23 protein-coding genes and 1 pseudogene are annotated in these 23,802 nt (G+C 69.6%); 10 read left to right on the top strand and 14 right to left on the bottom strand.

Going from position 1 to position 23,802, the window contains the following annotated elements:
* Positions 1 to 6: 6 nt before the first annotated feature.
* The 3 genes from AC07RM_RS11350 to sucC all read right to left on the bottom strand — a co-directional run bounded on the left by AC07RM_RS11350 (position 7) and on the right by sucC (position 2,887).
* Positions 7 to 696, bottom strand: coding sequence for a TerC family protein (locus tag AC07RM_RS11350; protein ID WP_093351495.1), 690 nt, complete (start codon positions 694 to 696; stop codon positions 7 to 9).
* Between the two features lie 119 nt (positions 697 to 815).
* Positions 816 to 1,709, bottom strand: a complete 894-nt coding sequence (sucD, locus tag AC07RM_RS11345; protein ID WP_093351497.1) for a succinate--CoA ligase subunit alpha — start codon at positions 1,707 to 1,709, stop codon at positions 816 to 818.
* An 11-nt stretch (positions 1,710 to 1,720) separates the two neighbouring features.
* Entirely contained in the window at positions 1,721 to 2,887 is a 1,167-nt protein-coding gene (sucC, locus tag AC07RM_RS11340) for an ADP-forming succinate--CoA ligase subunit beta (RefSeq protein WP_093351500.1), read from the bottom strand.
* A 235-nt stretch (positions 2,888 to 3,122) separates the two neighbouring features.
* On the opposite strand from sucC, the gene argC reads away from it, so the two are divergent.
* Positions 3,123 to 4,046 carry an N-acetyl-gamma-glutamyl-phosphate reductase gene (argC, locus tag AC07RM_RS11335; RefSeq protein WP_093351504.1) on the top strand — a complete coding sequence of 308 codons (924 nt, stop codon included), beginning with the start codon at positions 3,123 to 3,125 and terminating at the stop codon, positions 4,044 to 4,046.
* A gap of 52 nt (positions 4,047 to 4,098) precedes the next feature.
* On the opposite strand, the gene AC07RM_RS11330 is transcribed toward argC, so the two are convergent.
* The 4 genes from AC07RM_RS11330 to recA form a co-directional block, all read right to left on the bottom strand.
* Positions 4,099 to 4,845 (bottom strand): hypothetical protein, encoded by a 747-nt coding sequence (locus AC07RM_RS11330; RefSeq protein WP_495334494.1) that lies wholly within the window; start codon positions 4,843 to 4,845, stop codon positions 4,099 to 4,101.
* Positions 4,846 to 4,910: 65 nt separating this feature from the next.
* Complete coding sequence (locus tag AC07RM_RS11325; protein WP_281078288.1) at positions 4,911 to 5,327, bottom strand: SRPBCC family protein; 417 nt, start codon at positions 5,325 to 5,327, stop codon at positions 4,911 to 4,913.
* A complete protein-coding gene (recX, locus tag AC07RM_RS11320) occupies positions 5,314 to 5,769 on the bottom strand; it encodes a recombination regulator RecX (RefSeq protein ID WP_495334493.1) in 456 nt (151 codons plus the stop codon). The genes AC07RM_RS11325 and recX overlap by 14 nt, the downstream gene beginning before the upstream one ends.
* 67 nt (positions 5,770 to 5,836) lie before the next feature.
* The gene (gene recA / locus AC07RM_RS11315; protein ID WP_093351515.1) at positions 5,837 to 6,898 is read right to left on the bottom strand and encodes a recombinase RecA; all 1,062 of its coding nucleotides are present in this window, start codon (positions 6,896 to 6,898) and stop codon (positions 5,837 to 5,839) included.
* A gap of 146 nt (positions 6,899 to 7,044) precedes the next feature.
* Here recA and AC07RM_RS11310 point away from each other — a divergent pair, with 146 nt between their 5' ends.
* From AC07RM_RS11310 to AC07RM_RS11300, 3 genes are all read left to right on the top strand, one after another.
* Entirely contained in the window at positions 7,045 to 7,530 is a 486-nt protein-coding gene (locus AC07RM_RS11310) for a MarR family winged helix-turn-helix transcriptional regulator (RefSeq protein WP_093351519.1), read from the top strand.
* Positions 7,531 to 7,595: 65 nt separating this feature from the next.
* Entirely contained in the window at positions 7,596 to 8,267 is a 672-nt protein-coding gene (locus tag AC07RM_RS11305; protein WP_093351522.1) for a response regulator, read from the top strand.
* Between the two features lie 37 nt (positions 8,268 to 8,304).
* Complete coding sequence (locus AC07RM_RS11300; RefSeq protein ID WP_495334492.1) at positions 8,305 to 9,744, top strand: sensor histidine kinase; 1,440 nt, start codon at positions 8,305 to 8,307, stop codon at positions 9,742 to 9,744.
* A 9-nt stretch (positions 9,745 to 9,753) separates the two neighbouring features.
* Here AC07RM_RS11300 and AC07RM_RS11295 read toward each other — a convergent pair whose 3' ends face one another.
* The 3 genes and pseudogenes from AC07RM_RS11295 to AC07RM_RS11285 form a co-directional block, all read right to left on the bottom strand.
* Positions 9,754 to 9,963, bottom strand: a complete 210-nt coding sequence (locus AC07RM_RS11295) for a sporulation protein (RefSeq protein WP_398494953.1) — start codon at positions 9,961 to 9,963, stop codon at positions 9,754 to 9,756.
* Between the two features lie 14 nt (positions 9,964 to 9,977).
* A complete protein-coding gene (locus tag AC07RM_RS11290) occupies positions 9,978 to 10,814 on the bottom strand; it encodes a biotin--[acetyl-CoA-carboxylase] ligase (RefSeq protein WP_495334491.1) in 837 nt (278 codons plus the stop codon).
* A gap of 137 nt (positions 10,815 to 10,951) precedes the next feature.
* Positions 10,952 to 11,590: pseudogene (locus tag AC07RM_RS11285) on the bottom strand (SET domain-containing protein); the annotation flags it as partial.
* A 140-nt stretch (positions 11,591 to 11,730) separates the two neighbouring features.
* On the opposite strand from AC07RM_RS11285, the gene AC07RM_RS11280 reads away from it, so the two are divergent.
* On the top strand, positions 11,731 to 14,682 hold the full coding sequence (locus AC07RM_RS11280; RefSeq protein WP_093351537.1) for a DNA topoisomerase III: 2,952 nt from the start codon (positions 11,731 to 11,733) through the stop codon (positions 14,680 to 14,682).
* Positions 14,683 to 14,685: 3 nt separating this feature from the next.
* Positions 14,686 to 15,672 (top strand): tripartite tricarboxylate transporter substrate binding protein, encoded by a 987-nt coding sequence (locus AC07RM_RS11275; protein WP_495334490.1) that lies wholly within the window; start codon positions 14,686 to 14,688, stop codon positions 15,670 to 15,672.
* Between the two features lie 9 nt (positions 15,673 to 15,681).
* On the opposite strand, the gene AC07RM_RS11270 is transcribed toward AC07RM_RS11275, so the two are convergent.
* Positions 15,682 to 16,545: an oxidoreductase gene (locus AC07RM_RS11270; protein ID WP_495334489.1), complete on the bottom strand. Its 864-nt coding sequence runs from the start codon at positions 16,543 to 16,545 to the stop codon at positions 15,682 to 15,684.
* A gap of 228 nt (positions 16,546 to 16,773) precedes the next feature.
* Between AC07RM_RS11270 and AC07RM_RS11265 the strand changes: the two genes are divergently transcribed.
* On the top strand, positions 16,774 to 16,953 hold the full coding sequence (locus tag AC07RM_RS11265) for a hypothetical protein (protein ID WP_093351542.1): 180 nt from the start codon (positions 16,774 to 16,776) through the stop codon (positions 16,951 to 16,953).
* A 13-nt stretch (positions 16,954 to 16,966) separates the two neighbouring features.
* On the opposite strand, the gene AC07RM_RS11260 is transcribed toward AC07RM_RS11265, so the two are convergent.
* On the bottom strand, positions 16,967 to 17,860 hold the full coding sequence (locus AC07RM_RS11260) for a gamma-glutamyl-gamma-aminobutyrate hydrolase family protein (protein WP_093351544.1): 894 nt from the start codon (positions 17,858 to 17,860) through the stop codon (positions 16,967 to 16,969).
* 106 nt (positions 17,861 to 17,966) lie between these two features.
* On the opposite strand from AC07RM_RS11260, the gene AC07RM_RS11255 reads away from it, so the two are divergent.
* Complete coding sequence (locus tag AC07RM_RS11255) at positions 17,967 to 19,022, top strand: sugar phosphate isomerase/epimerase family protein (protein WP_495334488.1); 1,056 nt, start codon at positions 17,967 to 17,969, stop codon at positions 19,020 to 19,022.
* 9 nt (positions 19,023 to 19,031) lie between these two features.
* Here AC07RM_RS11255 and AC07RM_RS11250 read toward each other — a convergent pair whose 3' ends face one another.
* Positions 19,032 to 20,117 carry a catalase family protein gene (locus tag AC07RM_RS11250; protein WP_495334487.1) on the bottom strand — a complete coding sequence of 362 codons (1,086 nt, stop codon included), beginning with the start codon at positions 20,115 to 20,117 and terminating at the stop codon, positions 19,032 to 19,034.
* Between the two features lie 113 nt (positions 20,118 to 20,230).
* Entirely contained in the window at positions 20,231 to 21,724 is a 1,494-nt protein-coding gene (gene pdxR / locus AC07RM_RS11245) for a MocR-like pyridoxine biosynthesis transcription factor PdxR (protein WP_495334486.1), read from the bottom strand.
* Between the two features lie 82 nt (positions 21,725 to 21,806).
* Between pdxR and AC07RM_RS11240 the strand changes: the two genes are divergently transcribed.
* A complete protein-coding gene (locus AC07RM_RS11240; RefSeq protein WP_495334485.1) occupies positions 21,807 to 23,045 on the top strand; it encodes an MFS transporter in 1,239 nt (412 codons plus the stop codon).
* Positions 23,046 to 23,460: 415 nt separating this feature from the next.
* Positions 23,461 to 23,736, top strand: coding sequence for a translation initiation factor IF-1 (gene infA, locus AC07RM_RS11235; protein ID WP_093351558.1), 276 nt, complete (start codon positions 23,461 to 23,463; stop codon positions 23,734 to 23,736).
* The last annotated feature ends 66 nt before the right edge of the window (positions 23,737 to 23,802 follow it).

Here is a 23,802-nt window from a genome sequence, read left to right as displayed (position 1 = left end):
CCGCCGTCAGTGCTGCGCCGCGGCCGCGTGGGCGCGCCGCTGGAGCAGCTTGCCCACCGCCACCACGAACAGCGCACCGGCCGCGGCAGCGGCGTAGTGCAGCCAGGGGTTGGCCGCCAGCACCTCGCGCAGCGACACGTCGCTCACGATGGTCTCGCCGCCGACCCAGCCGATCAGCGCCGCACCCAGCATCACGATGATGGGGAAGCGCTCCATCAGCTTGATCATCAGCGTGCTGCCGAAGATCACCAGCGGGATGCTGATCGCCAGGCCCAGCACCAGCAGCACCATGCTGCCCTGCGCGGCGGCCGCCACGGCGATCACGTTGTCCAGGCTCATCACGAGGTCGGCCAGCAGGATGGTGCGCACGGCCGCCATCATGCTGCCGTACTCCTTGGAGTCGCCGTCGCCCTCGTCTTCCTCGCCGAGCAGTTGCAGGCCGATCCACAGCAGCAGCAGGCCGCCGACGATCTGCAGGTACGGCAGCGCCAGCAGCTTGGCCGCCACCACCGTCAGCACGATGCGCAACACGACGGCCGCGCCGGAGCCGAAGAGCACCGCTTTTTTCTGCTGCTCGGGCGGCAGCGAACGCGCCGCCATGGCGATCACCACGGCGTTGTCGCCCGACAGGATGATGTTGATCCAGACGATCTTGATCAGGCCGATCCAGAAGTCCGTGCTTTGAAGAAGTTCCATGTCTCTGATCCCGCTTTGTTTTTGTGAAAAAAACGCCCGCAATCGGATTGCGGGCGTCTTGTTCTTTCTTGCGCGTGTGAGGTCTCTTTACGGACCTTGCTGGGCGCGAACGCCGTGGCTTACAGCTTGCCCTTGAGCAGCTTGGCCAGTTCCGAAAAGTTGCGCGTCACGGTGAAGCCGCACTCTTCCATGATGGAGAGCTTGGCTTCGGCCGTGTCGGCACCGCCCGAGATCAGCGCGCCGGCATGGCCCATGCGCTTGCCGGGAGGCGCGGTCACGCCGGCGATGAAGCCGACCACCGGCTTCTTCATGTTGTCCTTGCACCAGCGGGCAGCGTCGGCTTCGTCGGGACCGCCGATTTCGCCGATCATGATCACGGCGTCGGTTTCGGGGTCGTCGTTGAAGGCCTTCATCACGTCGATGTGCTTGAGGCCGTTGATCGGGTCGCCGCCGATGCCGACTGCCGACGATTGGCCCAGGCCGATCTCGGTCAGTTGCGCCACGGCTTCATAGGTCAGCGTGCCCGAGCGGCTCACGACGCCGATGCGGCCCTTGCGGTGAATGTGGCCGGGCATGATGCCGATCTTGATCTCGTCGGGCGTGATCAGGCCGGGGCAGTTCGGGCCGAGCAGCAGCGTCTTCTTGCCGCCGGCGGCTTCCTTGGCCTTCATCTTGTTGCGCACTTCGAGCATGTCGCGAACGGGGATGCCCTCGGTGATGCAGATCGCGAGGTCGAGGTCGGCCTCGACGGCTTCCCAGATCGCGGCCGCGGCGCCTGCCGGCGGCACGTAGATCACCGACACGGTGGCGCCGGTCTGCGTGGCGGCTTCCTTCACCGAACCGAAGATCGGGATGTTGAAGATCGACTCGCCGGCCTTCTTCGGGTTCACACCGGCCACGAAGGCGTTCTTGCCGTTCGCGTATTCCTGGCACTTCTCGGTGTGGAACTGGCCCGTCTTGCCGGTGATGCCTTGGGTGATGACTTTGGTGTCTTTGTTGATGTAGATCGACATGACTCTGTTCCTTAGGCCTTCTTGACTGCTGCCACGACCTTCTGGGCCGCGTCCGCCATGGTGTCGGCGCTGATGATCGGCAGGCCCGAGTCGGCCAGCAGCTTCTTGCCTTCGGCTTCGTTGGTGCCCTTCATGCGCACGACCAGCGGCACTTGCAGGTTCACGGCCTTGCAGGCCGCGATCACGCCGGTGGCGATGGTGTCGCACTTCATGATGCCGCCGAAGATGTTGACGAGGATGGCCTCGACATTCTTGTTCTTCAGCATGATCTTGAAGGCTTCGGTGACCTTCTCGGGGGTGGCGCCGCCGCCCACGTCGAGGAAGTTGGCCGGCTCGCCGCCGAACAGCTTGATGGTGTCCATCGTGGCCATCGCGAGGCCGGCGCCGTTCACCAGGCAGCCGATGTTGCCGTCGAGCGAGATGTAGGCGAGGTCGAACTTCGAGGCTTCGACTTCGGCCGGATCTTCCTCGTCGAGGTCGCGCAGCGCGACGATCTCGGGATGGCGGAACAGCGCGTTGCTGTCGAAGTTGAACTTGGCGTCCAGGGCGATGATGTTGCCCTTGCCGTCACGGTTGAGCGGGTTGATCTCGACCAGCGAGGCGTCCGTCTCCATGTAGCAGGTGTAGAGCTTCTTGAAGATGTCGACGGCTTGCGCGGTCGAATCGGCCGGGATGCCGATGCCGTCGGCGATCTGCTTGGCCTGCTCGTCGGTCAGGCCGGCTTGCGGGTCGGCGAACACCGTGATGATCTTCTCGGGCGAGGAGTGGGCCACTTCCTCGATGTCCATGCCGCCTTCGCTCGAAGCGATGAAGGCCACCTTCTGGGTGGCGCGGTCGGTCACGGCCGAAACGTAGTATTCCTTCTGGATGTCGGCGCCGTCTTCGATGTAGAGGCGGCGGACCTTCTGGCCTTCGGGGCCGGTCTGGTGCGTCTTGAGCTGCATGCCGAGGATCTCGCCGGCCAGCTTCTTCACGTCCTCGATGGTCTTGGCGACCTTCACGCCGCCGCCCTTGCCGCGGCCACCCGCGTGGATCTGGGCCTTGACCACCCAGACCGGGCCGCCCAGCTTCTGGGCGGCTTCGACCGCCTCCTGGACCGTGTAGGCCGGAATGCCGCGCGGCACCGGCACGCCGAACTTGGCAAGGATTTCCTTGCCTTGGTACTCGTGAATCTTCATGAGGGATGTCTCTCGGAAGGAAGAGGTTGAATAAACGGGAGATCTAGGCAGGCTGGTGTTGGCTCTGTTGTCCACAGGCGACGGCAGCCTGACGGCTGGGGGCGGCGGACAATCGCGGACTGTATCATGGTGCGCCGCATCAATACTGACGGGCGTGTGCGGTCAATACGTACTTTCTTCTAGCCCGTCTCCTTCCGCCCCCTTTCCTCCAGCCCTTCCATCAGGCAACCCCACCATGGCCAAGGTTTTCATCGATGGCGAAGCCGGCACCACCGGCCTCCAGATCCGCGAGCGGCTGCAAGACATGCCGCAGGTCGAGCTCGTGAGCATCGCGCCTGAGCTGCGAAAAGACGTCAATGCCAAGCGCGACCTCATGGCCGGCGTCGACCTCGTCGTGCTGTGCCTGCACGACGACGCGGCACGCGAATCGGTCGCGCTGATCGACCAGTTGCCCGGCAAGAAGCCCAAGATCATCGACGCCTCGACCGCGCACCGCGTGGCGCCGGGCTGGGTGTTCGGTTTTCCCGAACTGGTGGCGGGCCACTGGCAGGCCGTGGCCCAGGCCGACCGCGTGGGCAACCCCGGCTGCTACGCCACCGGCGCGATCGCCATGGTGCGTCCGCTGGTCGACGCGGGCCTGCTGCCCGCCGACTTCCCGATCGCGCTGCCCTCGGTCAGCGGCTACTCGGGCGGCGGCCGGACCATGATCGAGGCCTACGAGAAGGGCGAGGCACCGCTGTTCGAGACCTACGCACTGGGCCTCACGCACAAGCACATTCCCGAGATCATGAAATACACCGGCCTCACGCAGCGCCCGGTGTTCATCCCCTCGGTCGGCAATTTCAAGCAGGGCATGCTGGTCCAGCTGCCGCTGCACCTCGACCTGCTGCCCGGCAAACCGAAGGCCGGCGACCTGCACGAGGCACTGGCCGCGCACTACGCGAAGAGCAACACGCCCGAGCAGTTCGTGAAGGTGCTGCCGCCCACCGCGGACGGCAAGCTCGACGCGCTGGCGCTCAACGACACCAACCAGCTCGAGATCCGCGTGTTCCCGAACGAGGACCATCGCCATGCCGTGGTGATCGCGCGCCTGGACAACCTCGGCAAGGGCGCGAGCGGCGCCGCGGTGCAGAACCTCAAGCTGATGCTGTCGCTCTGAGGCGCGGCCTCCACCACTCGAAAGGCGCCGGCTCCCCGGCGCCTTTTTCGTTTCAGCCCACCAGCCAGAGCCCGGTGCCGAGCAGCGCCGCATGCAGCGCGAGCACGATGTAGAACGGCTTGCGCGAGGGCGTCGACATCTCCTGCAGCGTCTCGTGGATGCGTCGCGTGATCAGCGCGCGCAAGGCCGGGTCCTGCGCCGCGACGGGCCCGCCCGGCACCGTGGGAAGCAGTGCCGGCTCGCCTTGCGCGGCGCGGCCCTGCTGCCATTCGGCCAGCAGCTCGTTGAGCGGCAGCCGGTTGACCACGAAGGCGATCACCGCCCGCACCGCCTTGCCTTCGCCGAGCACCGGCGCGAGCTGCGCGCTCAGTGCATCGACCGAGAGCCAGTCGCTCACGCGCTGCAGCGCCCCGTGGGTGCGCGGCATCGATTCGATGCGCCCGGCGATGGCATCGCCCAGGCGCTGCGACACGGCCTCGCCGCGCGCGGCCACCAGGTGCTGCATCGCGCGCGTGCGGCCCTGCGACACGCCGAGCAGCACGTAGACGCCGATGAAGAGCCCCAGCAGCAGCCCCACCAGCAGCGGCGGCGAGGCCAGCAGCGCCAGCACCGCGCCGGCGCCGCCCGCGCGTGCGCCGGGAATGCCGGGGCCGCTCAACCGGCTCAGGTAATAGACGAAGGCGCCGCCACCGAGCACCACGCCGAAGAAGACGCCCTTCGCGACCGAACCGACGAAGGCGGCGCCGGCGCGGGCGCCGGTGCGCACGAGTGAAGGGGATCCGGTGGATTCCGAAGACATCTGCGACTCCTCCTCTTTGTATGAAGCCGCGGATCATGCCATCGGCCCGTCGCGGGCCCGGCTGCTCAGTCGGCCGGCGCCTCGAGCAGCGCCTGCAGCGCGCGCAGGTCGCGCGCGATCCACTCGGCGTCGTGCGCGAAGGCCGCGTCGTCCATGTGCGGCTGGCGCAGCAGCGTGAACTGCAGCTCGCACGCGCCGGGCGCCACGCCGATGACGCGGAACGGCACGTAGACCTCGGGCACGCCCTCGGGCGCCACCCAGTGGTCGAGCACGCCGAGCTCGTTGGCCGGCGCGAAGCGCAGCACCGCGCGGCCACCGGGCGTGGTCGCCAGCCAGCGATCGCCGTCGCGTGTCAGTGCGCCGTCGGCCAGGCCGCTGGCCCAATCGGGCAGGCGCGCGGGATCGGCCGCCAGTGCATAGGCCGCGCGCCAGTCGCAGGCCACGCGCTGCGTGATCACGCGAGACAGTTCATTCGAGCTCATCGATATCGCTCCTCAGCACCTTGGCCGCCACCGCGGCCGAAAACCCCCGCGCCATCAGGAAGCGGGCCTGGCGGGCGCGTTCCTTGGAATCGGCGGGCGGGGCATCGAAGCGACGGCGCCAGAGCGCGGCCGCGCGTTCGAGCTCGCTGCCCTGCAGCCCGGCCACCGCCTGCGAGATGGCCTCGGCGCCGATGCCCTTGGCCTGCAGCTCCTGCCGCACGCGCGCCGCGCCGAGCCGGCCCGCGCGCTGGTGCAGCACCGAGGCGACCACGCGCTCCTCGCTGATGAAGTCCTTGGCCGCGAGCTCGTCGAGCGCGGCCTTGAGCGTGCCCGGCTCTTCCTCGTAGCGCGCCAGCTTGCGCTCGAGTTCGCTGCGGGAATGCTCGCGCTGGCTCAGCAGGCGCAGCGCGCGGCCTTTCAGGGAAGGAGCATCGAATGCCATCGGAAATGCGGGAGCGGAAAAAGAAAGCGGGGCGGCCGAAGGCGCCCCGCTCGCAGGCATCGGCCGGTTATTCGGCCGCGCCGGCCGCGTCCGCCGCCAGCAGCGGGATGCCCAGCGATTCGCGCACCTTGTTCTCGATCTCGCGCGACAGCTCGGGGTTCTCGCGCAGGAACTCGCGCGCGTTGTCGCGGCCCTGGCCGATCTTCTCGCCGTTGTAGGCGTACCAGGCGCCCGACTTGTCGATGATCTTGGCGGTCACGCCCATGTCGATGATCTCGCCCTCGCGGCTGATGCCCTCGCCGAACAGGATGTCGAACTCGGCCGTCTTGAACGGGGGCGAGACCTTGTTCTTCACCACCTTGACCTTGGTTTCGTTGCCGATGGCCTCGTCGCCCTTCTTGATGGTGCCGATGCGGCGGATATCCAGGCGCACCGAGGCGTAGAACTTCAGCGCGTTGCCGCCGGTGGTGGTTTCGGGCGAACCGAACATCACGCCGATCTTCATGCGGATCTGGTTGATGAAGATGACCATGCAGTTGGTCTTCTTGATCGTGGCCGTGAGCTTGCGCAGCGCCTGGCTCATCAGGCGGGCCTGCAGGCCGGGCAGCGAGTCGCCCATCTCGCCTTCGATTTCGGCCTTGGGCGTGAGCGCGGCGACCGAGTCGATGACGATCAGGTCGACGGCGCCCGAGCGCACCAGCGAGTCGACGATCTCGAGCGCCTGCTCGCCGGTGTCGGGCTGGCTGATCAGCAGGTCGGACAGGTTCACGCCGAGCTTCTGGGCGTACTGCACGTCGAGCGCGTGCTCGGCGTCGACGAAGGCGCAGGTGCCGGCCTGCTTCTGCATGGCGGCGATGACCTGCAGCGTGAGCGTGGTCTTGCCCGAGGATTCCGGGCCGTAGATCTCGACCACCCGGCCGCGCGGCAGGCCGCCGACGCCCAGGGCGATGTCGAGGCCCAGCGAGCCGGTGGAGACCACCTGGATGTCCTCGAGCGCCTCGCCTTCGCCGAGCCGCATGATCGTGCCCTTGCCGAACTGCTTTTCGATCTGGGCCAGCGCGGCCTGGAGGGCCTTGGCCTTTTCGGTGTTGGCGCCTGCGATGCTCGAGCCCTTGACGACTGCGTCCATGTGAAAAACTCCTTGAAGATCAACGGGTTGTGTACTGCCGGATCCATCTGCTTTTAACTACAGCCTGGATGCTTGAACAGTAGTGTAGGGGCGGATGGATTCGAGTAAACCCATTTTTTGGTCAGTTTGCTTTACCATTTGGCGCCGTGAGCGACACCCCCTTCCCCCTCGATCCCGATGCCTGGCGCCAGACCCACCTGGGCCGGCTGCTCGGCCATGCGATGCGGCGCTTCGACGAGCGCGTGCTCGCGCTGATGGCGCACGACGTCGACGTGCCGCTGGCGCTGTCGAACCTCGCGGCGCGCGCGCAGGTGAGCGCGGCCCACGTCCACATCACGCGCCACCTCGCGCGCGAGGGCTCGCGCCTGACCGAGCTCGCCGAGCGTGCCGGCATGACCAAGCAGGCCATGGGCGCGCTGGTCGACCAGTGCGAGGCCTGGGGGCTGGTCACGCGCGGGCCCGATCCGCTCGATGCGCGCGCGCGGCGCGTGTTGTTCACGGCCGACGGCCTGGCCTGGCTCGAGGCCTTCCGCCAGGCGGTGACGCAGGCCGAGCGCGAGTTCCGCGCCAGCGTGGGCGACGATGTCGCCACCGTGGTAACCATCGGTCTGGAAGCCTATACGGCGGGCTAGACTCCCCTGAGCGGAGACAACGTGCAAAGGCGCCGCCCACGGCGCGAACCGGGCTGGAGGTGGCTATGCGGATACTGATTGCCGAAGACGACAAGGTGCTGGCCGATGCACTGCTGCGCAGCCTGCGCACCTCGGGCGCCGCCGTCGATCACGTGGCCAACGGCTCCGAGGCCGACACCGCGCTCATGACGCACAGCGAGTTCGACCTGCTGATCCTCGACCTCGGCCTGCCCAGCCTGCATGGCATCGAGATCCTCAAGCGGCTGCGCGCGCGCGGCTCGCAGCTGCCGGTGCTGGTGCTCACCGCGGCCGACAGCGTGGAGGAGCGCGTCAAGGGGCTGGACAACGGCGCCGACGACTACATGGCCAAGCCCTTCAGCCTGCAGGAGCTCGAGGCGCGGGTGCGCGCCCTCACGCGCCGCGGCATGGGCACCACCAGCAACGCGATCAAGCACGGCCCGCTGATCTACGACCAGGCCGGCCGCGTCGCCACGCTCGACGGCAAGATGGTCGAGCTGTCGGCGCGCGAGCTGGGCCTGCTCGAGGTGCTGCTGCAGCGCGCGGGCCGGCTGGTCAGCAAGGACCAGCTGGTGGAGCGCCTGTGCGAATGGGGCGAGGAGGTCAGCCTCAACGCGATCGAGGTCTACATCCACCGCCTGCGCAAGAAGATCGAGAAGGGCCCGGTGCGCATCGCCACCGTGCGCGGGCTCGGCTACTGCCTCGAAAAGATCCAGTGACGCGCGTGCGGCCGCCGGGCGCGGCGGGTCCGGTCCGATGAAACTCTTCCAGCGCGCGCAGCGCTCCCTGTTCGGCGAGATCCTCGACTGGATGCTCACGCCGCTGCTGCTGCTGGTGCCGGTCAGCATCGGCGTGACCTGGCTGGTGGCACAGGGCATCGCGAGCGCCTCCTTCGACCGCGTGCTCACGCACAACATCGAGACGCTGGCGCGCACGGTCTCGCTGCAGAAGGACAGCCCGCGCTTCGTGCTGCCGCAGCCGACGCGCGAGATCCTGCGCGGCGACGACACCGACCGCGTGTACTACCAGGTGCTCGACAGCCACGGCACGCTGCTCAGCGGCGAGCACGACGTGCCGCACCCCAGCCTCGACGAGCCGCCGATCATCGGCCAGGTCCAGCTGCGCGACGGCGAGATGAACGGCAAGTCGGTGCGCGTGGCCTGGATCTGGCTGGCCGGCGACGCGCCCGATGCGCCGCCCGCGCTGCTGCAGGTGGCCGAGACGCGCCAGAAGCAGTCGCTGCTGGCGGCCGACATCATCAAGGGCGTGCTGCTGCCGCAGTTCGCGATCCTGCCGCTCGCAGTGCTGCTGATCTGGCTGGCGCTGGTGCGCGGCATCAAGCCGCTGTCGGTGGTGGAGGCGCGCATCCGCGAGCGCCGCCCCGGCGACCTGAGCCCGCTCGACGAGTCCTCGGTGCCGCTCGAGGTGGTGCCGCTGGTGTCCTCGGTCAACGAGCTGCTCGACAAGCTCAACGATTCCATCGACACGCAGAAGCGCTTCCTGGCCGACGCGGCGCACCAGCTCAAGACGCCGCTCGCGGGCCTGCGCATGCAGGCCGACCTGGCGCAGCGCGAGAACGCCAATGCCGACGAGCTCAAGCAGTCGCTCAAGCAGATCGGCCGCGCCAGCGTGCGCGCCACCCACACGGTGAACCAGCTGCTGTCGCTGGCGCGCGCCGAAGGCAACAGCGCCGGCGCCCATCGCCAGCCCTGCGACCTGGCGCGGCTCACGATCGAGGTGGTGCGCGAGGCGGTGCCGCGCGCGATCGAGAAGCGCATCGACCTCGGCTACGACGGCCTCGATCCCGGCTCGCGCGGCGTGGTGCTCGAGGGCAATCCGACCCTGCTCAAGGAGCTGGTGCGCAACCTGGTCGACAACGCGATCAACTACACGCCCTCGCGGCCCGAACGCACCGGCGTGATCACCGCGCGGGTGCTGGCCGATCCCTTCGGCCGGGTGCTGCTGCTGCAGGTGGAGGACAACGGGCCGGGCATTTCCGAAGCCGACCGCGAGCTCGTGTTCGAGCCCTTCTACCGCGTGCTCGGCAACGAGGCCGACGGCTCGGGCCTGGGGCTGCCGATCGTGCGCGAGATCGCGAACCAGCACCATGCGCAGGTGACGCTCGAGGACGCGCATCCCGAGCGGCAGCCGCCGGGCGCGCGCTTCACGGTGCGCTTCGAGAGCGCGCCGGCCTGAACGGCCGGCTCATCGGGCGCCGGGGCCCGAGGCACCGGCCTTCGGCGGCTCGGCGCGGATCTGCAGATATTCGGGATGGATCTGCCGCGTGAGGCGCTGCGGATCGCGCTCGTCGAGCCCCGCCGGCGCGAGCCCGAAGCCCGCGAGGTCGCCGCGCGACCACAGCCAGTAGCCGCCATTGAGGACCAGCAGGGCGATCACGACCAGGCGCAGCGGCATCGCGGCGTCCGGTCTCAGAGGGCCATGCCGCGCGGCCGCACGCTGACCTCGTCGCTGACGATGGCCTGCAGGCCCTCGGCCGTGCGCACCTGCAGCTCGCCGGTCCACGAGACGCCCTCGCACAGGCCCGTGCGGCCGTCGCTCAGCACCACCTCGCGCCCGCGCAGCACGTCGCGCGCCGCGAAGCGCTCGGCGAACGGCGCGAAGCCGCGCGCGCCGAACGCGAGCACGTCGCGCACCAGCGGCGGGATCAGCTCGGCCAGCACCGCGGGCGAGGTGGCGTCGGGGCGCCATTGGCGCATCCAGGCGGGTGGCGTGCGCATGCCCTCGGCATCGCGCGCGCCGATGTTCACGCCGATGCCGATGACCACGTAGCGCGGCGACGATGCGACGCCGGCGGCACCGCCGGCATGCGGCAGCGCGGTCTCGATCAGGATGCCCACGAGCTTGCGCTCGTCGACCCAGAGGTCGTTGGGCCACTTGAGCCCGAGCTTCGCCGCGCCCGTGGGATCGAGGTTCTCGGCCAGGCTGACCCCGACCGCGAGCGAGAGTCCCGACCAGTCGGCCGGCGCGAGCGGCAGGCCCAGCGAGAAGGTCAGCGACGGCGCGACATCGTCGCCGGGCTGCTGCGCGCTCTGCCAGGGCCGGCCGAGCCGGCCGCGGCCCGCGGTCTGACGCTCGGCGACCAGCAGCACGGGCTCGGTCCGCCCGGCGCGCGCGCGCCGCATGAGTTCGGTGTTGGTGGAATCGATCTCGCCGACCACCTCGGCCGCGAAGCCCGGCAGCAGGGGGGCGAGCGCCGCGGCGATCCGCTCCTCGTGCCACTGCAGGGCGCTGCCGCCGGCGGCCATGCTCAGAGCCCGCCGCTGCCGGCCGCGGCGGGGGCCGCCTCGGCGACCGTCTCGGCCTTCTTCGCCTTGGCCGGCTTGTCGGCCTTCGGCGCCTTGTCCTTCTTCTTGCCGCCCTTCTTGTCCGCCTTCTTTTCCGACTTCTTCTCGGCCTTCTTTTCGGACTTTTTCTCGGCCTTCTTGTCAGCCTTCTTCTCGGCCTTCTCCTTCTCGGCCTTCTTGTCAGCCTTCTTCTCGGCCTTCTCCTTCTCGGCCTTCTTCGCTTCCTTCTTCTTCGCCTTCTTCTTTTTCTTCTTGTCCTCTTCCTCGTCGTCCTTCGGCGTGAGCAGCGTGCCGCGGCATTGCTCGGAGCCGCAGTAGCACGGGAACTCGGACAGCAGCTTCTCGGTGTACGGCTCGTCGATGATCAGGCCGTAGTCGTAGTTGAGTTCCTCGCCGGCCGCGATGTTGCGCAGCGCCTTGATATAGACGCGCCCATCGACCTCGTCGGCCTCGCAGTTGGGCTCGCACGAGTGGTTGATCCAGCGGGCCGCATTGCCGTCGACGTTGCCGTCGATCACGCGTCCGTCATCGATATGGAAGTAGAAAGTGTGATTCGGCTGGGCCGGATCGTGCGGATGGCGGCGCAGTGCCTCCTTCCACGTGATGATCTCGCCCTTGTACTCGATGATCCGCTCGCCTTCGGCCAGGTCCTGCACCGCGAACACGCCGTTGCCATGGACGGAGGAACGCCGCGTCTGAATTCGGCGGGCGTTGGAAAGTGGGGATTTGGAAGGCATCGCCGAAGTCTGTTAGTTTGAATATGCACACATGCGCGTGCGCGTGTGCGCACGCGAGAAGCCGCCGAGTATAGAGAGAGCCCATGGCACTGCGCGCATGGCCCGCGAGCCGGCTTGGCGAAACAGTTGAGAGAGCACAGATGACGAAGACATTGGTTATTGCAGAAAAACCGTCGGTGGCGCAGGACATCGTGCGTGCGCTCACGCCGGTGGCCGGCAAGTTCGACAAACACGACGAGCACTTCGAGAACGACCAGTACGTCGTGACCAGCGCCGTCGGCCACCTGGTGGAAATCCAGGCGCCCGAGGAGTTCGACGTCAAGCGCGGCAAGTGGAGCTTCGCCAACCTGCCGGTGATCCCGCCGCACTTCGACCTCAAGCCGGTGGACAAGACCAAGACCCGCCTCAACGCGGTGGTCAAGCAGGCCAAGCGCAAGGACGTGACCCAGCTCGTGAACGCCTGCGACGCGGGCCGCGAGGGCGAACTGATCTTCCGCCTGATCGAGCAGTACGCCGGCGGCAAGACGGGCCTGAACAAGCCGGTGCGGCGGCTGTGGCTGCAGTCGATGACGCCGCAGGCGATCCGCGACGGCTTCGACTCGCTGCGCACCGAGAAGCAGATGCAGGGCCTGGCCGACGCCGCGCGCTCGCGCTCCGAGGCCGACTGGCTGGTGGGCATCAACGGCACGCGCGCGATGACGGCCTTCAACTCGCGCGACGGCGGCTTCTTCCTGACCACCGTGGGCCGGGTGCAGACGCCCACGCTGTCGGTGGTGGTCGAGCGCGAGGAGCAGATCCGCAAGTTCGTCTCGCGCGACTACTGGGAAGTGCACGCCAGCTTTCTCGCCGAAGCCGGCCACTATCCGGGCAAGTGGTTCGACCCGGCCTGGAAGAAGGCCAGCGCCCCGCTGCTGCCCAGCGGCGAGCCCGACCCCGAGCAGCGCGCCGACCGGATCTGGAACGAGCGCGACGCGCTCGCCATCGCGCAGGCCGCGCGCGGCAAGCCCGCCAGCGTCACCGAGGAGAGCAAGCCCACCACCCAGGCCTCGCCGCAGCTGTTCGACCTGACCTCGCTGCAGCGCGAGGCCAACAGCCGCTTCGGCTTCTCGGCCAAGACCACGCTGGCGCTGGCCCAGAGCCTGTACGAACGCCACAAAGCGCTGACCTACCCGCGGACCGACTCGCGCGCCCTGCCCGAGGACTACCTGCCGGTGGTCAAGCAGACCATGGGCATGCTCGCCACCAGCGGCATGCGCCACCTCGCGCCGTTCGCGCAGCAGGCGATCGACCAGAACTACGTGAAGCCGAGCAAGCGCATCTTCGACAACGCGAAGGTGTCGGATCACTTCGCGATCATCCCGACCCTGCAGGCGCCCAGCGGCCTGTCGGAAGCCGAGCAGCGCCTCTACGACTTCGTGGTGCGCCGCTTCCTGTCGGTGTTCTTCCCGAGCGCCGAATACCAGGTCACGACCCGCATCAGCACGGTGGCGCAGGCCGGCAGGAACTACGCCTTCCGCTCCGACGGCAAGGTGCTGGTCAAGCCGGGCTGGCTCGCGATCTACGGCAAGGAAGCCGTCAGCGACGACGACGAGAAGGACGGCAAGAACCTGGTGCCGGTGAAGCCCGGCGAGATGGTGCTGGCCGAGACCGTCGACACCAAGGGCCTGAAGACCCGCCCGCCGGCACGCTACTCCGAAGCCACGCTGCTCGGCGCCATGGAAGGCGCGGGCAAGACCATCGACGACGAGGAACTGCGCGAGGCCATGCAGGAGAAGGGCCTGGGCACGCCAGCCACGCGCGCAGCCACCATCGAAGGCCTGATCGCCGAGAAGTACATGCTGCGCGAGGGCCGCGAGCTGATCCCGACCGCCAAGGCGTTCCAGCTCATGACGCTGCTGCGCGGCCTCGGCGTGGAGGAACTCTCCAAGGCCGAGCTCACCGGCGAGTGGGAATACAAGCTCGCGCAGATGGAGAAGGGGTCGCTCAGCCGCGACGCCTTCATGCGCGAGATCGCGGCGATGACCGAGCACATCGTCAAGAAGGCCAAGGAGTACGACCGCGACACCGTGCCCGGCGACTACACGACGCTGGCCACGCCCTGCCCCAACTGCGGCGGCGTGGTGAAGGAGAACTACCGCCGCTACGGCTGCACCGGCAAGAGCGGCACGGGCGAGGACGCCTGCGGCTTCTCGTTCGGCAAGTCGCCGGCCGGGCGCACCTTCGAGGTCGCCGAGGCCGAGGCGCTCTTGCGCGACAAGCACATCGGCCCGCTCGAGGGCTTCCGCTCCAAGGCCGGCTGGCCCTTCACCTCCGAGATCGTGCTCAAGTACGACGAGGAGGCGAAGAACTGGAAGCTGGAGTTCGACTTCGGCGACGACAAGAACGAGGACAGCGGCGAGATCGTCGACTTCAGCGAGCAGGACACGGTCGGCCCGTGCCCGATCTGCGGCGCGCCCGTGTTCGAGCACGGCAGCAACTACATCTGCGAGAAGTCGGTGCCCACCAACGCCCAGCCCACGCCGAGCTGCACCTTCAAGACCGGCAAGATCATCCTGCAGCAGCCGGTGGAGCGCGCGCAGATGGAGAAGCTGCTGGCCACCGGCAAGACCGACCTGCTCGACAAGTTCGTCTCGATGCGCACGCGCCGCGCCTTCAAGGCCTTCCTGACCTGGAACGCGGAAGAAGGCAAGGTGACCTTCGAGTTCGCGCCGCGCGAGGGCGGCAGCAAATTCCCGCCGCGCAAGACCTTCGGCAAGGCCGCGCCGGCCGGCAAGACCGCAGCCGCCAAGAAGGTGGCGGCGAAGAAGGCGCCCGCGGCCAAGAAGGCACCGGCCGAGAAGAAGGCGCCGCGCAAGACCGGCGCCGGCCTCAAGCCCAGCGACGCGCTCGCCGCGGTGATCGGCAACGAGCCGGTGGCGCGCACCGAGGTGGTCAAGAAGCTCTGGGACTACATCAAGGCCAACGGCCTGCAGGACGCGAAGGACAAGCGCTCGATCAATGCCGACGCCAAGCTCAAGCCGGTGTTCGGCAAGGACCAGGTGACGATGTTCGAGCTCGCGGGCATCGTGGGCAAGCACCTCACGGCGCTCTGAGCCATGCGGCGCAGAAGCTTCGCAGGCACGGCCGCCGGCCTCGCGCTGGCATTGCTTTCCGCCTGGGCCCCGGCCCAGGCCGCCGACTGGCCCGACAAGCCCGTCAAGCTGGTGGTGCCCTTCCCGCCCGGGCAGGCCACCGACATCTTCGCGCGCGCGCTCGCCGAGCAGCTCGGCCGGCGGCTGGGCCAGCCGGTGATCGTCGACAACAAGGCCGGTGCCGGCAGCAACATCGGCACCGAGTTCGTGGTGCGTTCCGCGCCCGACGGCTACACGCTGGTGGTGGCCGGCAGCGCGATGGCGGTCAACCAGACGCTCTACGCCAAGCCCGGCTTCGACCCGCGCAAGGACCTCGTGGGCATCTCGCTGATCGCCAAGGTGCCGCTGGTGTTCCTCGCCACGCCCGAGAGCGGCATCCGCACGCTGGGCGAGCTCACCGCGCGCGCCAAGGCCGAGCCCGGCCGGCTCAGCTACGCGAGCGCCGGCATCGGCGGCACGCAGCATCTGTCGGGCGAGATGTACAAGTCGGCGGCGCATGTGTTCGTCACGCACATTCCGTACCGGGGCAGCGGGCCCGCGCAAGCCGACTTCCTCGGCAACCAGGTGCCGCTGATGATCGATTCGGTGACCGCCGCGCTGCCGCACATCAAGGCCGGCAAGGCGATCCCGCTGGCCGTGACCTCGGCCACGCGCTCCTCACAGCTGCCCGAGGTGCCCACCGTGCGCGAGAGCGGCGTGGCCGGCACGCGCGACTTCGAGGCCGTGGGCTGGCTCGGCCTGATGGCGCCGCGCGGCACGCCACCCGATGTGCTGGCGCGCCTGAACCGCGAGGTGACCGAGATCCTCAAGAGCGAGCAGATGGCACGCTTCATCCGCGAGCGCGGCTCGGAGCCGGCGCCCACGACCGGGCCCGAGTTCGACCGCTTCGTCGCGAGCGAGATCGGGCTCTGGGGCGCGGCCGTCAAGGCCTCGGGCGCGAAGCCCGAATAGCCCGTTGCGTCAGGCCGGCGTGAAGTCGGTCGACAGCGACAGCGATTCCCACGCGCTCAGTTCCTCCTGCAGTGCGGCCAGCTTCTCGCGCACCGCCTTCACCGCATCGCTGCCCAGCAGCAGATGCGCGGGCGGCGTCGGCGCTTCGACGATGCGCAGCATGGCGCGCGCGGCCTTCACCGGATCGCCCGCCTGCCTGCCGCTGCGCGCCAGCCGCGCCTCGCGCACCGGGCCCAGCACCGGTGCGTAGTCGGCGATGCTCTGCGGCGCGCGCACCATCGAGCGACCGGCCCAGTCGGTGCGAAAGCCGCCCGGCTCCACGGCCGTGACGCGGATACCGAAGCTCGCCACTTCCTTGCCGAGCGCCTCCGACAGGCCCTCGAGCGCGAACTTGCTGCCGTGGTAGATGCCGAGCCCCGGGAAGGTGACGATGCCGCCCATCGAGGTGATGTTGAGGATGTGGCCGCGGCGGCGCGCGCGCATGAAGGGCAGCACGGCCTTGGCGACGGCCACCGCGCCGAACACGTTGACCTCGAACTGCCGGCGCACCTCGTCGAGCGAGGATTCCTCGAGCGTGCCTTCGTGGCCGTAGCCGGCGTTGTTGACCAGCACGTCGATGGCGCCGATGCCGGCCTCGACCTCGGCCACCACGCGCTCGACATCGTCGTGGCGCGTCACGTCGAGCAGGCGGCCGAAGGCGCGGCCGGGTTGCAGCGCGTCGAAGGCGGCGCGCGCGGCCTCGTCGCGCAGGGTGCCGACCACGCGGTGGCCGGCGGCCAGCGCCTCCTGCGCGAGCGCGCGGCCGAAGCCGGTGCTCACGCCGGTGATGAACCAGGTGCGCTGCGGTGAAGAAGAAGCGGGAGCGGATGTCATGGCGGTGTCCTCTGGGTGTTGTGTGCCCTGAATGTGCGCCCGGCTTCCGCCTTTGATAAGCCGCCCGGCGAGCGAAGCGGCTTGCAGTTTTTCTTCAAGATCGCGCGCGACGGGAACCCGGCGTGCCGCGGCGGCACCAACGACAAGACCCCGCGCGCGGGGTCTTGTTACATGCGCGCCATGACGCGCGGCCTATAGTCGTTCGATCCACCCCTGGGGACAGATTCCATGAAGTCATTGATTGCCACCGCCTTCGCCCTTGCCATGGGCTTCTCGCTCGCGGGCTGTGCCTCGTCCTCGCGCACCGCCGATGCCGGCAGCACCGCCTCCTCGGGCAGCGGCGTGACGGTGTTCGGCACCGTCGACGCCGGCGTCAGCGGCTACTCGACCAAGTCCGAGCGCCGCTGAACCGGCGCGGCGCTCAGCGGCGCCGCCGCAGCAGCGCCTGCTGCAGCACGCGCGCCGCGCGGTCGCGGATCTTGCCGGGCGCGCCGCGCAGCGTGGTCTTCGGCGCCACCTTGGCGGTGGCGCAGGCCCACAGGAAGTCGTGCAGGATCGGCGTGTCGTCCACGGTCTCGGTGCTGCCGTACTTGTGGAATTCGGGGTGCCACTGCGTGGCAGCGATGTAGCTGCGGCCGCGTTCGGGCCGGCGACGGATCGCCTCGGCCACCCGGTCGGGCAGGCTCCAGGCCTCGACCTCGAAACCGGGCGCGAGGTCCTTCACGCCCTGGTGGTGGATGCTGTTGACGCGCGCGGTCTGCACCTCGGGATAGAGCTTCGCGAGCCGCGTGCCCGGCACGATCCCGATCTGGTGGAAGTTCTGGTCGTAGGTCACCGGGTCGCGGTGGCGCAGCGTCTCGGGATGGCCGTGCTGCTCCTCGATGTCCTGGTAGAGCGTGCCGCCGAAGGCCACGTTGATGAGCTGCAGCCCGCGGCACACGCCGAAGATCGGCTTGCCGGCCTGCTCGAAGGCCTCGACCAGCGCGAGGTCGTAGAGGTCGCGGATGCGGTCGCCGATCCAGGCGTCCTTGAGCGGCACCTCGCCGTAGCTGCCGGGCCAGACGTCGGCCCCGCCGTGCATCACCACGCCGTCGAGCCACTCGGCGTAGTGCGACAGCTTGGTGTCGCCGCGCGCGGTCTCGCCCGTGGGGCAGGGCACCATCACCACCATCGCGCCGGCCGACATCAGCCAGTGGGCGATCGACTGCTCGACGTACTGCAGGGTCTTGTTGGTGAACAGCGAGCGCGCCGGATCGGCGTGCGAGAAGCAGGCGGACAAACCGATCTTGAGTCGGGCGGAGACGGGCTGGGGCATCTCGTTGGGTTCCCTGTGAGCGAAATTCATTCTGCGCCCACCGAACTTCGGTCGTGTGTCAGCCGAACCCGCGAAGTATCCTGTCGAGCCCACAAGGAGACACCGCATGCAGACGATCAAGGGGCCCGCCATCTTCCTGGCCCAGTTCGCGGGCGATACCGCGCCCTTCAACTCGCTCGACGCGATCGCCGGCTGGGCTGCGGGCCTGGGCTACAAGGGCGTGCAGATCCCGAGCTGGGACGCGCGGCTGATCGACCTCAAGAAGGCCGCCGAGAGCAGGACCTACTGCCAGGAGATCCAGGGCACGCTCGCCGCGCACGGCCTCTCGATCACCGAGCTCTCGACCCATCTGCAGGGCCAGCTCGTCGCGGTGCACCCGGCCTACGACGCGGGCTTCGACGGCTTCGCGGCGCCCGAGGTGCGCGGCAATCCGGCGGCGCGCCAGCAATGGGCGGTGCAGCAGCTGCACTACGCGGCGAAGGCCTCGGCCAACCTCGGCCTCACGGCGCACGCGACCTTCTCGGGCGCGCTGGCCTGGCCCTACCTGTACTCGTGGCCGCCGCGCCCGCCGGGACTGATCGAGGAGGCCTTCGACGAGCTCGCGCGCCGCTGGCGCCCGATCCTCGATGCCTTCGACGCCGCGGGCGTGGACGTGGGCTACGAGATCCATCCGGGCGAGGACCTGCACGACGGCGTGAGCTACGAGATGTTCCTCGAGCGCGTGAACAACCATCCGCGCGCCTGCCTGCTCTACGACCCGAGCCACTTCGTGCTGCAGCAGCTCGACTACCTGGCCTACATCGACCACTTCCACGAGCGCATCAAGATCTTTCACGTGAAGGACGCCGAGTTCAACCCGACCGGCAAGCAGGGCGTGTACGGCGGCTTCCAGAAATGGATCGACCGCGCCGGGCGCTTCCGCTCGCTGGGCGACGGGCAGGTCGACTTCAAGGCCATCTTCTCGAAGATGGCGCAGTACGACTTCCCGGGCTGGGCAGTGCTCGAGTGGGAGTGCTGCATCAAGCATCCCGAGGACGGCGCGCGCGAGGGCGCGAAGTTCATCGCCGACCACATCATCCGCGTGGCCGACCGGGCCTTCGACGACTTCGCGGCCGGCGGCGTCGACGTGGCGGCCAACCGGCGCGTGCTCGGCCTCGACTGACGCGGCCGCTCAGCGGTGCAGCGGGCAGCCGTTGCGCTCGCTGCGGAACTCCGACGAGGCCGCATAGGCTGCCTTGCGCGCGCGCATCACGCCGCCCAGGGGCCGGTGCGCCGCGAGCGCCTGCCAGGGGCTGAAGGCCATGCCGTCGTCCATCTCGCGCGACAGTTCCTCGCTCCAGCCCGCTTGCGGCGGCGCCAGCACGCGCGCGACCGTCACGAAGGGACTGAGTTCCTGCGGCCATTCGACCGAGGCGTCCTCGACCGGCATGCGCTCGAGGTCGACGCACAGCTGGGCCCGCAGCTCCCACTCGCCGCCATGCGTGCGCAGGAAGTCCATCACCGCCTCGCGCGTGCCGTCGGGCTTGCCGTCCAGATGCAGCTCTACCTTCTCGAGCGCGACGAGTGCATCGGACACCGGCGCGAGCTGCAGCTTGGCGATGTGATCGCCGAAGCGGATCGGCACCTGGGTGAAGAAGGTGGCGCCCAGCGGATGGGTCAGCGGATGCGCGCCCAGCGCGACCAGCTTCGCGCTCGAGCCGCCCGCCACCTCGATCAGCTTCTCGATGCTCTGCAGCACGCCCGACAGCAGCAGCTTGCCAGTCGGCGCGCGGTCGGTGGTGGCCGCGAGCAGCTTGAGGCTGCGCAGGAAGCCGCGGGCGTCGGGCGCGACGAACACCGGGCCGTCGACGAACAGGAAGTCCTGCGTGGTGTGGTCCTCGGAGCCCTCGACGCGCTCGCCCTCGACGTCGAACACCTTGAGCGCCATGCCGCGCGGCAGCGAGATGCGGTCGTCGAGCACCTCGGCCGGCGGCGTCGACAGCCGCATCGCCGTGCGATGGCGCCCCGGCGTGGCGAACAGGCCCTGTGCGTACTCGGGCGGCAGGCCCTCGGGCACGACGAGTTCGGCATGCAGCAGGCCGTGGCTCTTGGCGTGCACGGCGCGCATGGCATGACCGGTGTGCTCGGCCATGGTCTGCGCCATCTCGCGCAAGGTGGCGACCAGCTCGATCTGGGTCTGGGCCTCGTCCTCGCGCTCGGTCTCGACGGAGGGATCGAAGCGCACCGGAGTGCGGGCATGCGTGGCGGTGTCGTTCATGGTCGAGGCTCCTTTGGCATCCTGGGTCGGACCATTGAGCGTGGCGCCCCCAGCGCGCGGTGTAGGCCGTCGGCTCCCGTGGCTGCGCTCGACCGCCTGCACGGGAGGCTGCGTCAGCCGGCGCGCGCGAGCTGCGCCACGCGCCGGATCGCGTCGTCGATGCGCGCGGCCTCGATCAGCCCATAGCCGAAGGCCAGGCCTTCGGGCACATCGGCCGCGTTCGGATCGAGCGCATAGCGCGACAGCGGCGCCAGCGTGATGCCGGCCTCGGCCGCGCGCCGGGCCAGCAGGTCGGCGCGCAGCGGCGCATGCAGCCGGGCCGACAGATGCAGGCCGGCCTGCGAGGGAATGGCCTCGAACAGGTCCGCGCCATGGCGCACCAGGGCCTCGAGCAGCGCGCGGCGGCGCTCGCCGTAGACCTTGCGCATCCTGCGGATGTGGCGCGCCAGGTGGCCTTCGGCGATGAAATCGGCCAGCGCGTCCTGGCCCAGCACCGGGCTGTGCCAGTCGGCCAGCTCGCGCATGCGCACCAGCGCCGCGCGGGCCCACGGCGGCGCCACCACGAAGCCCAGGCGCAGCGCGGGAAAGAGGCTCTTCGAGAAGGTGCCCACGTAGCAGACCGAGTCGGCGCGGTCCAGCGTCTGCAGCGCGTCGAGCGGGCGGCCGGCGAAGCGGAATTCGCTGTCGTAGTCGTCCTCGATCACCACCGCATGGCGCTCGCGTGCGAAGGCCAGCAGCGCGGCGCGTCGCGGCGTCGACATGGCGACGCCGGTGGGGAACTGGTGCGAGGGCGTCACGCAGACCACGCGCGTCTCGGCCGGCAGCCGGTCGACGCACAGGCCCTCGGCGTCGGTGGGCACGGGCACCACCTTCGCGCCGGCGGCCGCCAGGGCCTCGCGCAGCGAGGGATAGGACAGCTGCTCGACCGCCACCACCGTGCGCCCCGGCACGACGAGGATGCGCGCGAGCAGCCCGAAGGCCTGCTGCGCGCCGGCGGTGACGACGATGTCGTCGGCACTGCAACCGACCGCGCGCGTGAAGGACACGTGGCGCGCGATCGCCTCGCGCAACGCCGGCTGGCCGCGCGGGTCGGCGTACTGCGCCGCTTCGCCGCCGCCGCGCGCGATGCGGCGCAGCGCGCGGTCGGACAGCCGGCGCCAGATGTCGAAGGGCAGCGCGCTCGCATCGGGCAGGCCGACGCGGAAATCGTCGCGCGCCGGGCGCTGCTGCAGCGTGGGCGGCAGGTCGGCGCCGGGCACGCGCGGCGGGGCCAGGCGGGGATCGCGGCGGGGCGTGCCGGCCTCGGTGAGCGCGGCGGTGCGTGGCGACCGGCCGCGGCGCGAGGCTGGCAGGGTGTCGGCCACGTAGGTGCCGGCCCCGGGGCGGGCGACCAGGTAGCCCTCGCTGAGCAGCAGGTCGTAGGCCGCCAGCATGGTGTTGCGCGACACGCCCAGGCGCTGCGCGAGCGCGCGCGTGGCGGGCAGGCGGGCGCCGGGCCGCAGCCGGCCGTCGAGGATGGCGGCATGCAGTTGCCGGTGCAGCTCGCGCAGCAGTTCGCGCGAGCCGGCCGCGGGCAGCTGCAGGGACAGCTCGAAAAGTGGCTCCATGGAATTGGCCGATTGTGGTTCTTTTGAGGAACCAATCGCAAGCCTACGCTGGACCCCATCGAATGCTCGACGGAGAAACGCCATGCACCACGCCCCCTCTTCTTCCACCGCGCCCGAGCGCCTGCCGCTCAGCCTCACCTGGCTCGCGCTCGGCGCCTTCGCGATCGGCACCGAGAGCTTCATCGTCGCGGGCCTGCTGCCGGTGCTCGCGGCCGACCTGCGGATCAGCCCCACGCACGCGGGCCAGCTCGTGCTGCTGTTCGCGCTCAGCTATGCGATCGGCTCGCCGCTGATGGCCGCGGCCTGCGCGCGCTTCGGCCGTCGGCCGCTGCTGGTCGCGAGCCTGGCGGCCTTCAGCGGCCTCACGCTGCTGGCGTCGATGGCGCAGGGCTTCGGCCAGCTCGCGCTGGCGCGGCTGGCGCTGGGCCTGGTGGCGGGCGTGTTCGTGCCGACGGCGAGCGCGGTGGCGGCCTCGCTGGTGTCGCCCGCGCTGCGCGGCCGGGCGCTGGCGATCGTGACCGGCGGCGGCACGCTGGCGGTGGCGCTCGGTGTGCCGCTGGGCGCCTGGATCGCGGGCTGGGGCGGCTGGCGCACGGCCTACCTGCTGATCGCCGCGCTGGGCCTGGTCGCGACCGTGGGACTGGCGGCCGGGCTGCCGCGCCGGCTCGCGGCGGCGGCGCCCGCCGCATCGGGCGGCGCGGCCTTCGCCGTGCTGCGCGCGCCGGGCGTGCTGGCCGGGCTCGGCGTCAGCGTGCTCTGGACCACGGGCGGCTTCAGCTTCTACACCTACATCGCGCTGTTCCTCTCGCGCACGGTGGGCATCGGCCCCGAAGGCATCGGCGCGGTGTTCGTCGCCATCGGCGTGGCGGCGGCGCTCGGCACCGCGGCCGGCGGCTGGGCCACCGACCGCTTCGGCGCCGACCGGGTGGCGCGCGGCTTCGCGCTGCTGCTGGTGGCGGTCCTCGGCGGGCTGTCGCTCGCGGCCCAGGCGCTGCCCGGCGGCCTGGCGCTGCCGACCGTGGTGGGCCTGGCGGCGCTGTGGGGTTTCGCGGGCTGGGGCTTCGGGCCGGCGCAGGCGGTGCGGCTGATCCGGCTGGCGCCCGAGCGCGCGCCGATGACGCTGTCGCTCAACGCCTCGGCGATCTACCTCGGGATCGCGGCCGGCTCGCTATTCGGCGGCGTGGCGATCGCGTGGTTCGGCGTGAGCGCCGTCGGCTGGGTGGGCGCGGCCTGCCAGCTGGCCGGCGTGCTGCTGCTGGCCCATGGCCGCCGGCACGGCGGCGGCGCGGTCGCGCGGGTCGGGGAGCCCGCGGCGGCCTGAGGGCTTTCAGCTACTTTTTTGATAGCAATATCGGCCGATTTGTCGCGCGTTCGCGCCAGTCCCGGCCGAAACCTGAGCAACAGTCATGCCAGTCCGGTTACAATGCCGGGTTCGTTTCGATACTACGACGAAGTCTTTTCTCGTCACCCCACCGGTTGGCCGATTGGCACCGAGGCCCCCTGAACCCGATTTGAAATCCCCGGGTTCCGCACCTCCCCCGCCAGGCACGCCGGTTCTTGCCGTGTGTTGGAGCGCCAGTTCCGGCGCCCATGATTGCCACCACGGTCTTCGTTCATGTTGAAGCGAGCAGAGCGCGTCCCCGCTGCGCCGTGTGTGTCGGCCGGCCGTCGCGCCTGAAACCAAACACGACGGATTTCATTCATATCCAACAGACAACGAAGATTCGAGGTAAAGCATGCCGAAGGAAGAACTGATCGAAATGAACGGCGCAGTGACCGAAGTCCTGCCCGATTCGCGCTACCGCGTCACGCTCGACAACGGTCACCAGCTGATCGCCTACAGCGGCGGCAAGATGCGCAAGCACCACATCCGCATCCTGGCGGGCGACAAGGTGTCGCTGGAACTCTCGCCCTACGACCTGACCAAGGGCCGCATCACGTTCCGTCACCTGGAACGCCGCGGTCCTCCGCCGTCGGGTCCCGGCGGCAACAACGGCGCCCAGCGCCGCTGAACGAGCGGCACGCGCCGACCGTCGCAGCCCCCGAGGGCCTTGCAGCACTGTCGCCCCGGCGGCGGG

This window comes from Variovorax sp. GW821-FHT09B05 (assembly GCF_059418265.1).
Note: the sequence above shows the minus strand (reverse complement) of the source record. Positions and strands in the feature narration are given on the sequence as shown.

What these genes read in the sequence shown, in the direction of transcription:
- AC07RM_RS11330 (WP_495334494.1), bottom strand. Translation starts at nt 4,845, where the DNA reads ATGTCTTCGGAATCCACCGGATCCCCTTCACTCGTGCGCACCGGCGCC.
- AC07RM_RS11275 (WP_495334490.1), top strand. Translation starts at nt 14,686, where the DNA reads ATGCGGCGCAGAAGCTTCGCAGGCACGGCCGCCGGCCTCGCGCTGGCA.
- infA (WP_093351558.1), top strand. Translation starts at nt 23,461, where the DNA reads ATGCCGAAGGAAGAACTGATCGAAATGAACGGCGCAGTGACCGAAGTC.
- AC07RM_RS11280 (WP_093351537.1), top strand. Translation starts at nt 11,731, where the DNA reads ATGACGAAGACATTGGTTATTGCAGAAAAACCGTCGGTGGCGCAGGAC.
- recX (WP_495334493.1), bottom strand. Translation starts at nt 5,769, where the DNA reads ATGGCATTCGATGCTCCTTCCCTGAAAGGCCGCGCGCTGCGCCTGCTG.
- AC07RM_RS11295 (WP_398494953.1), bottom strand. Translation starts at nt 9,963, where the DNA reads ATGCCGCTGCGCCTGGTCGTGATCGCCCTGCTGGTCCTCAATGGCGGC.
- AC07RM_RS11260 (WP_093351544.1), bottom strand. Translation starts at nt 17,860, where the DNA reads ATGCCCCAGCCCGTCTCCGCCCGACTCAAGATCGGTTTGTCCGCCTGC.
- sucC (WP_093351500.1), bottom strand. Translation starts at nt 2,887, where the DNA reads ATGAAGATTCACGAGTACCAAGGCAAGGAAATCCTTGCCAAGTTCGGC.
- AC07RM_RS11300 (WP_495334492.1), top strand. Translation starts at nt 8,305, where the DNA reads ATGAAACTCTTCCAGCGCGCGCAGCGCTCCCTGTTCGGCGAGATCCTC.
- AC07RM_RS11250 (WP_495334487.1), bottom strand. Translation starts at nt 20,117, where the DNA reads ATGAACGACACCGCCACGCATGCCCGCACTCCGGTGCGCTTCGATCCC.
- AC07RM_RS11305 (WP_093351522.1), top strand. Translation starts at nt 7,596, where the DNA reads ATGCGGATACTGATTGCCGAAGACGACAAGGTGCTGGCCGATGCACTG.
- sucD (WP_093351497.1), bottom strand. Translation starts at nt 1,709, where the DNA reads ATGTCGATCTACATCAACAAAGACACCAAAGTCATCACCCAAGGCATC.
- AC07RM_RS11240 (WP_495334485.1), top strand. Translation starts at nt 21,807, where the DNA reads ATGCACCACGCCCCCTCTTCTTCCACCGCGCCCGAGCGCCTGCCGCTC.
- AC07RM_RS11270 (WP_495334489.1), bottom strand. Translation starts at nt 16,545, where the DNA reads ATGACATCCGCTCCCGCTTCTTCTTCACCGCAGCGCACCTGGTTCATC.
- pdxR (WP_495334486.1), bottom strand. Translation starts at nt 21,724, where the DNA reads ATGGAGCCACTTTTCGAGCTGTCCCTGCAGCTGCCCGCGGCCGGCTCG.
- AC07RM_RS11255 (WP_495334488.1), top strand. Translation starts at nt 17,967, where the DNA reads ATGCAGACGATCAAGGGGCCCGCCATCTTCCTGGCCCAGTTCGCGGGC.
- AC07RM_RS11265 (WP_093351542.1), top strand. Translation starts at nt 16,774, where the DNA reads ATGAAGTCATTGATTGCCACCGCCTTCGCCCTTGCCATGGGCTTCTCG.
- AC07RM_RS11325 (WP_281078288.1), bottom strand. Translation starts at nt 5,327, where the DNA reads ATGAGCTCGAATGAACTGTCTCGCGTGATCACGCAGCGCGTGGCCTGC.
- argC (WP_093351504.1), top strand. Translation starts at nt 3,123, where the DNA reads ATGGCCAAGGTTTTCATCGATGGCGAAGCCGGCACCACCGGCCTCCAG.
- recA (WP_093351515.1), bottom strand. Translation starts at nt 6,898, where the DNA reads ATGGACGCAGTCGTCAAGGGCTCGAGCATCGCAGGCGCCAACACCGAA.
- AC07RM_RS11290 (WP_495334491.1), bottom strand. Translation starts at nt 10,814, where the DNA reads ATGGCCGCCGGCGGCAGCGCCCTGCAGTGGCACGAGGAGCGGATCGCC.
- AC07RM_RS11350 (WP_093351495.1), bottom strand. Translation starts at nt 696, where the DNA reads ATGGAACTTCTTCAAAGCACGGACTTCTGGATCGGCCTGATCAAGATC.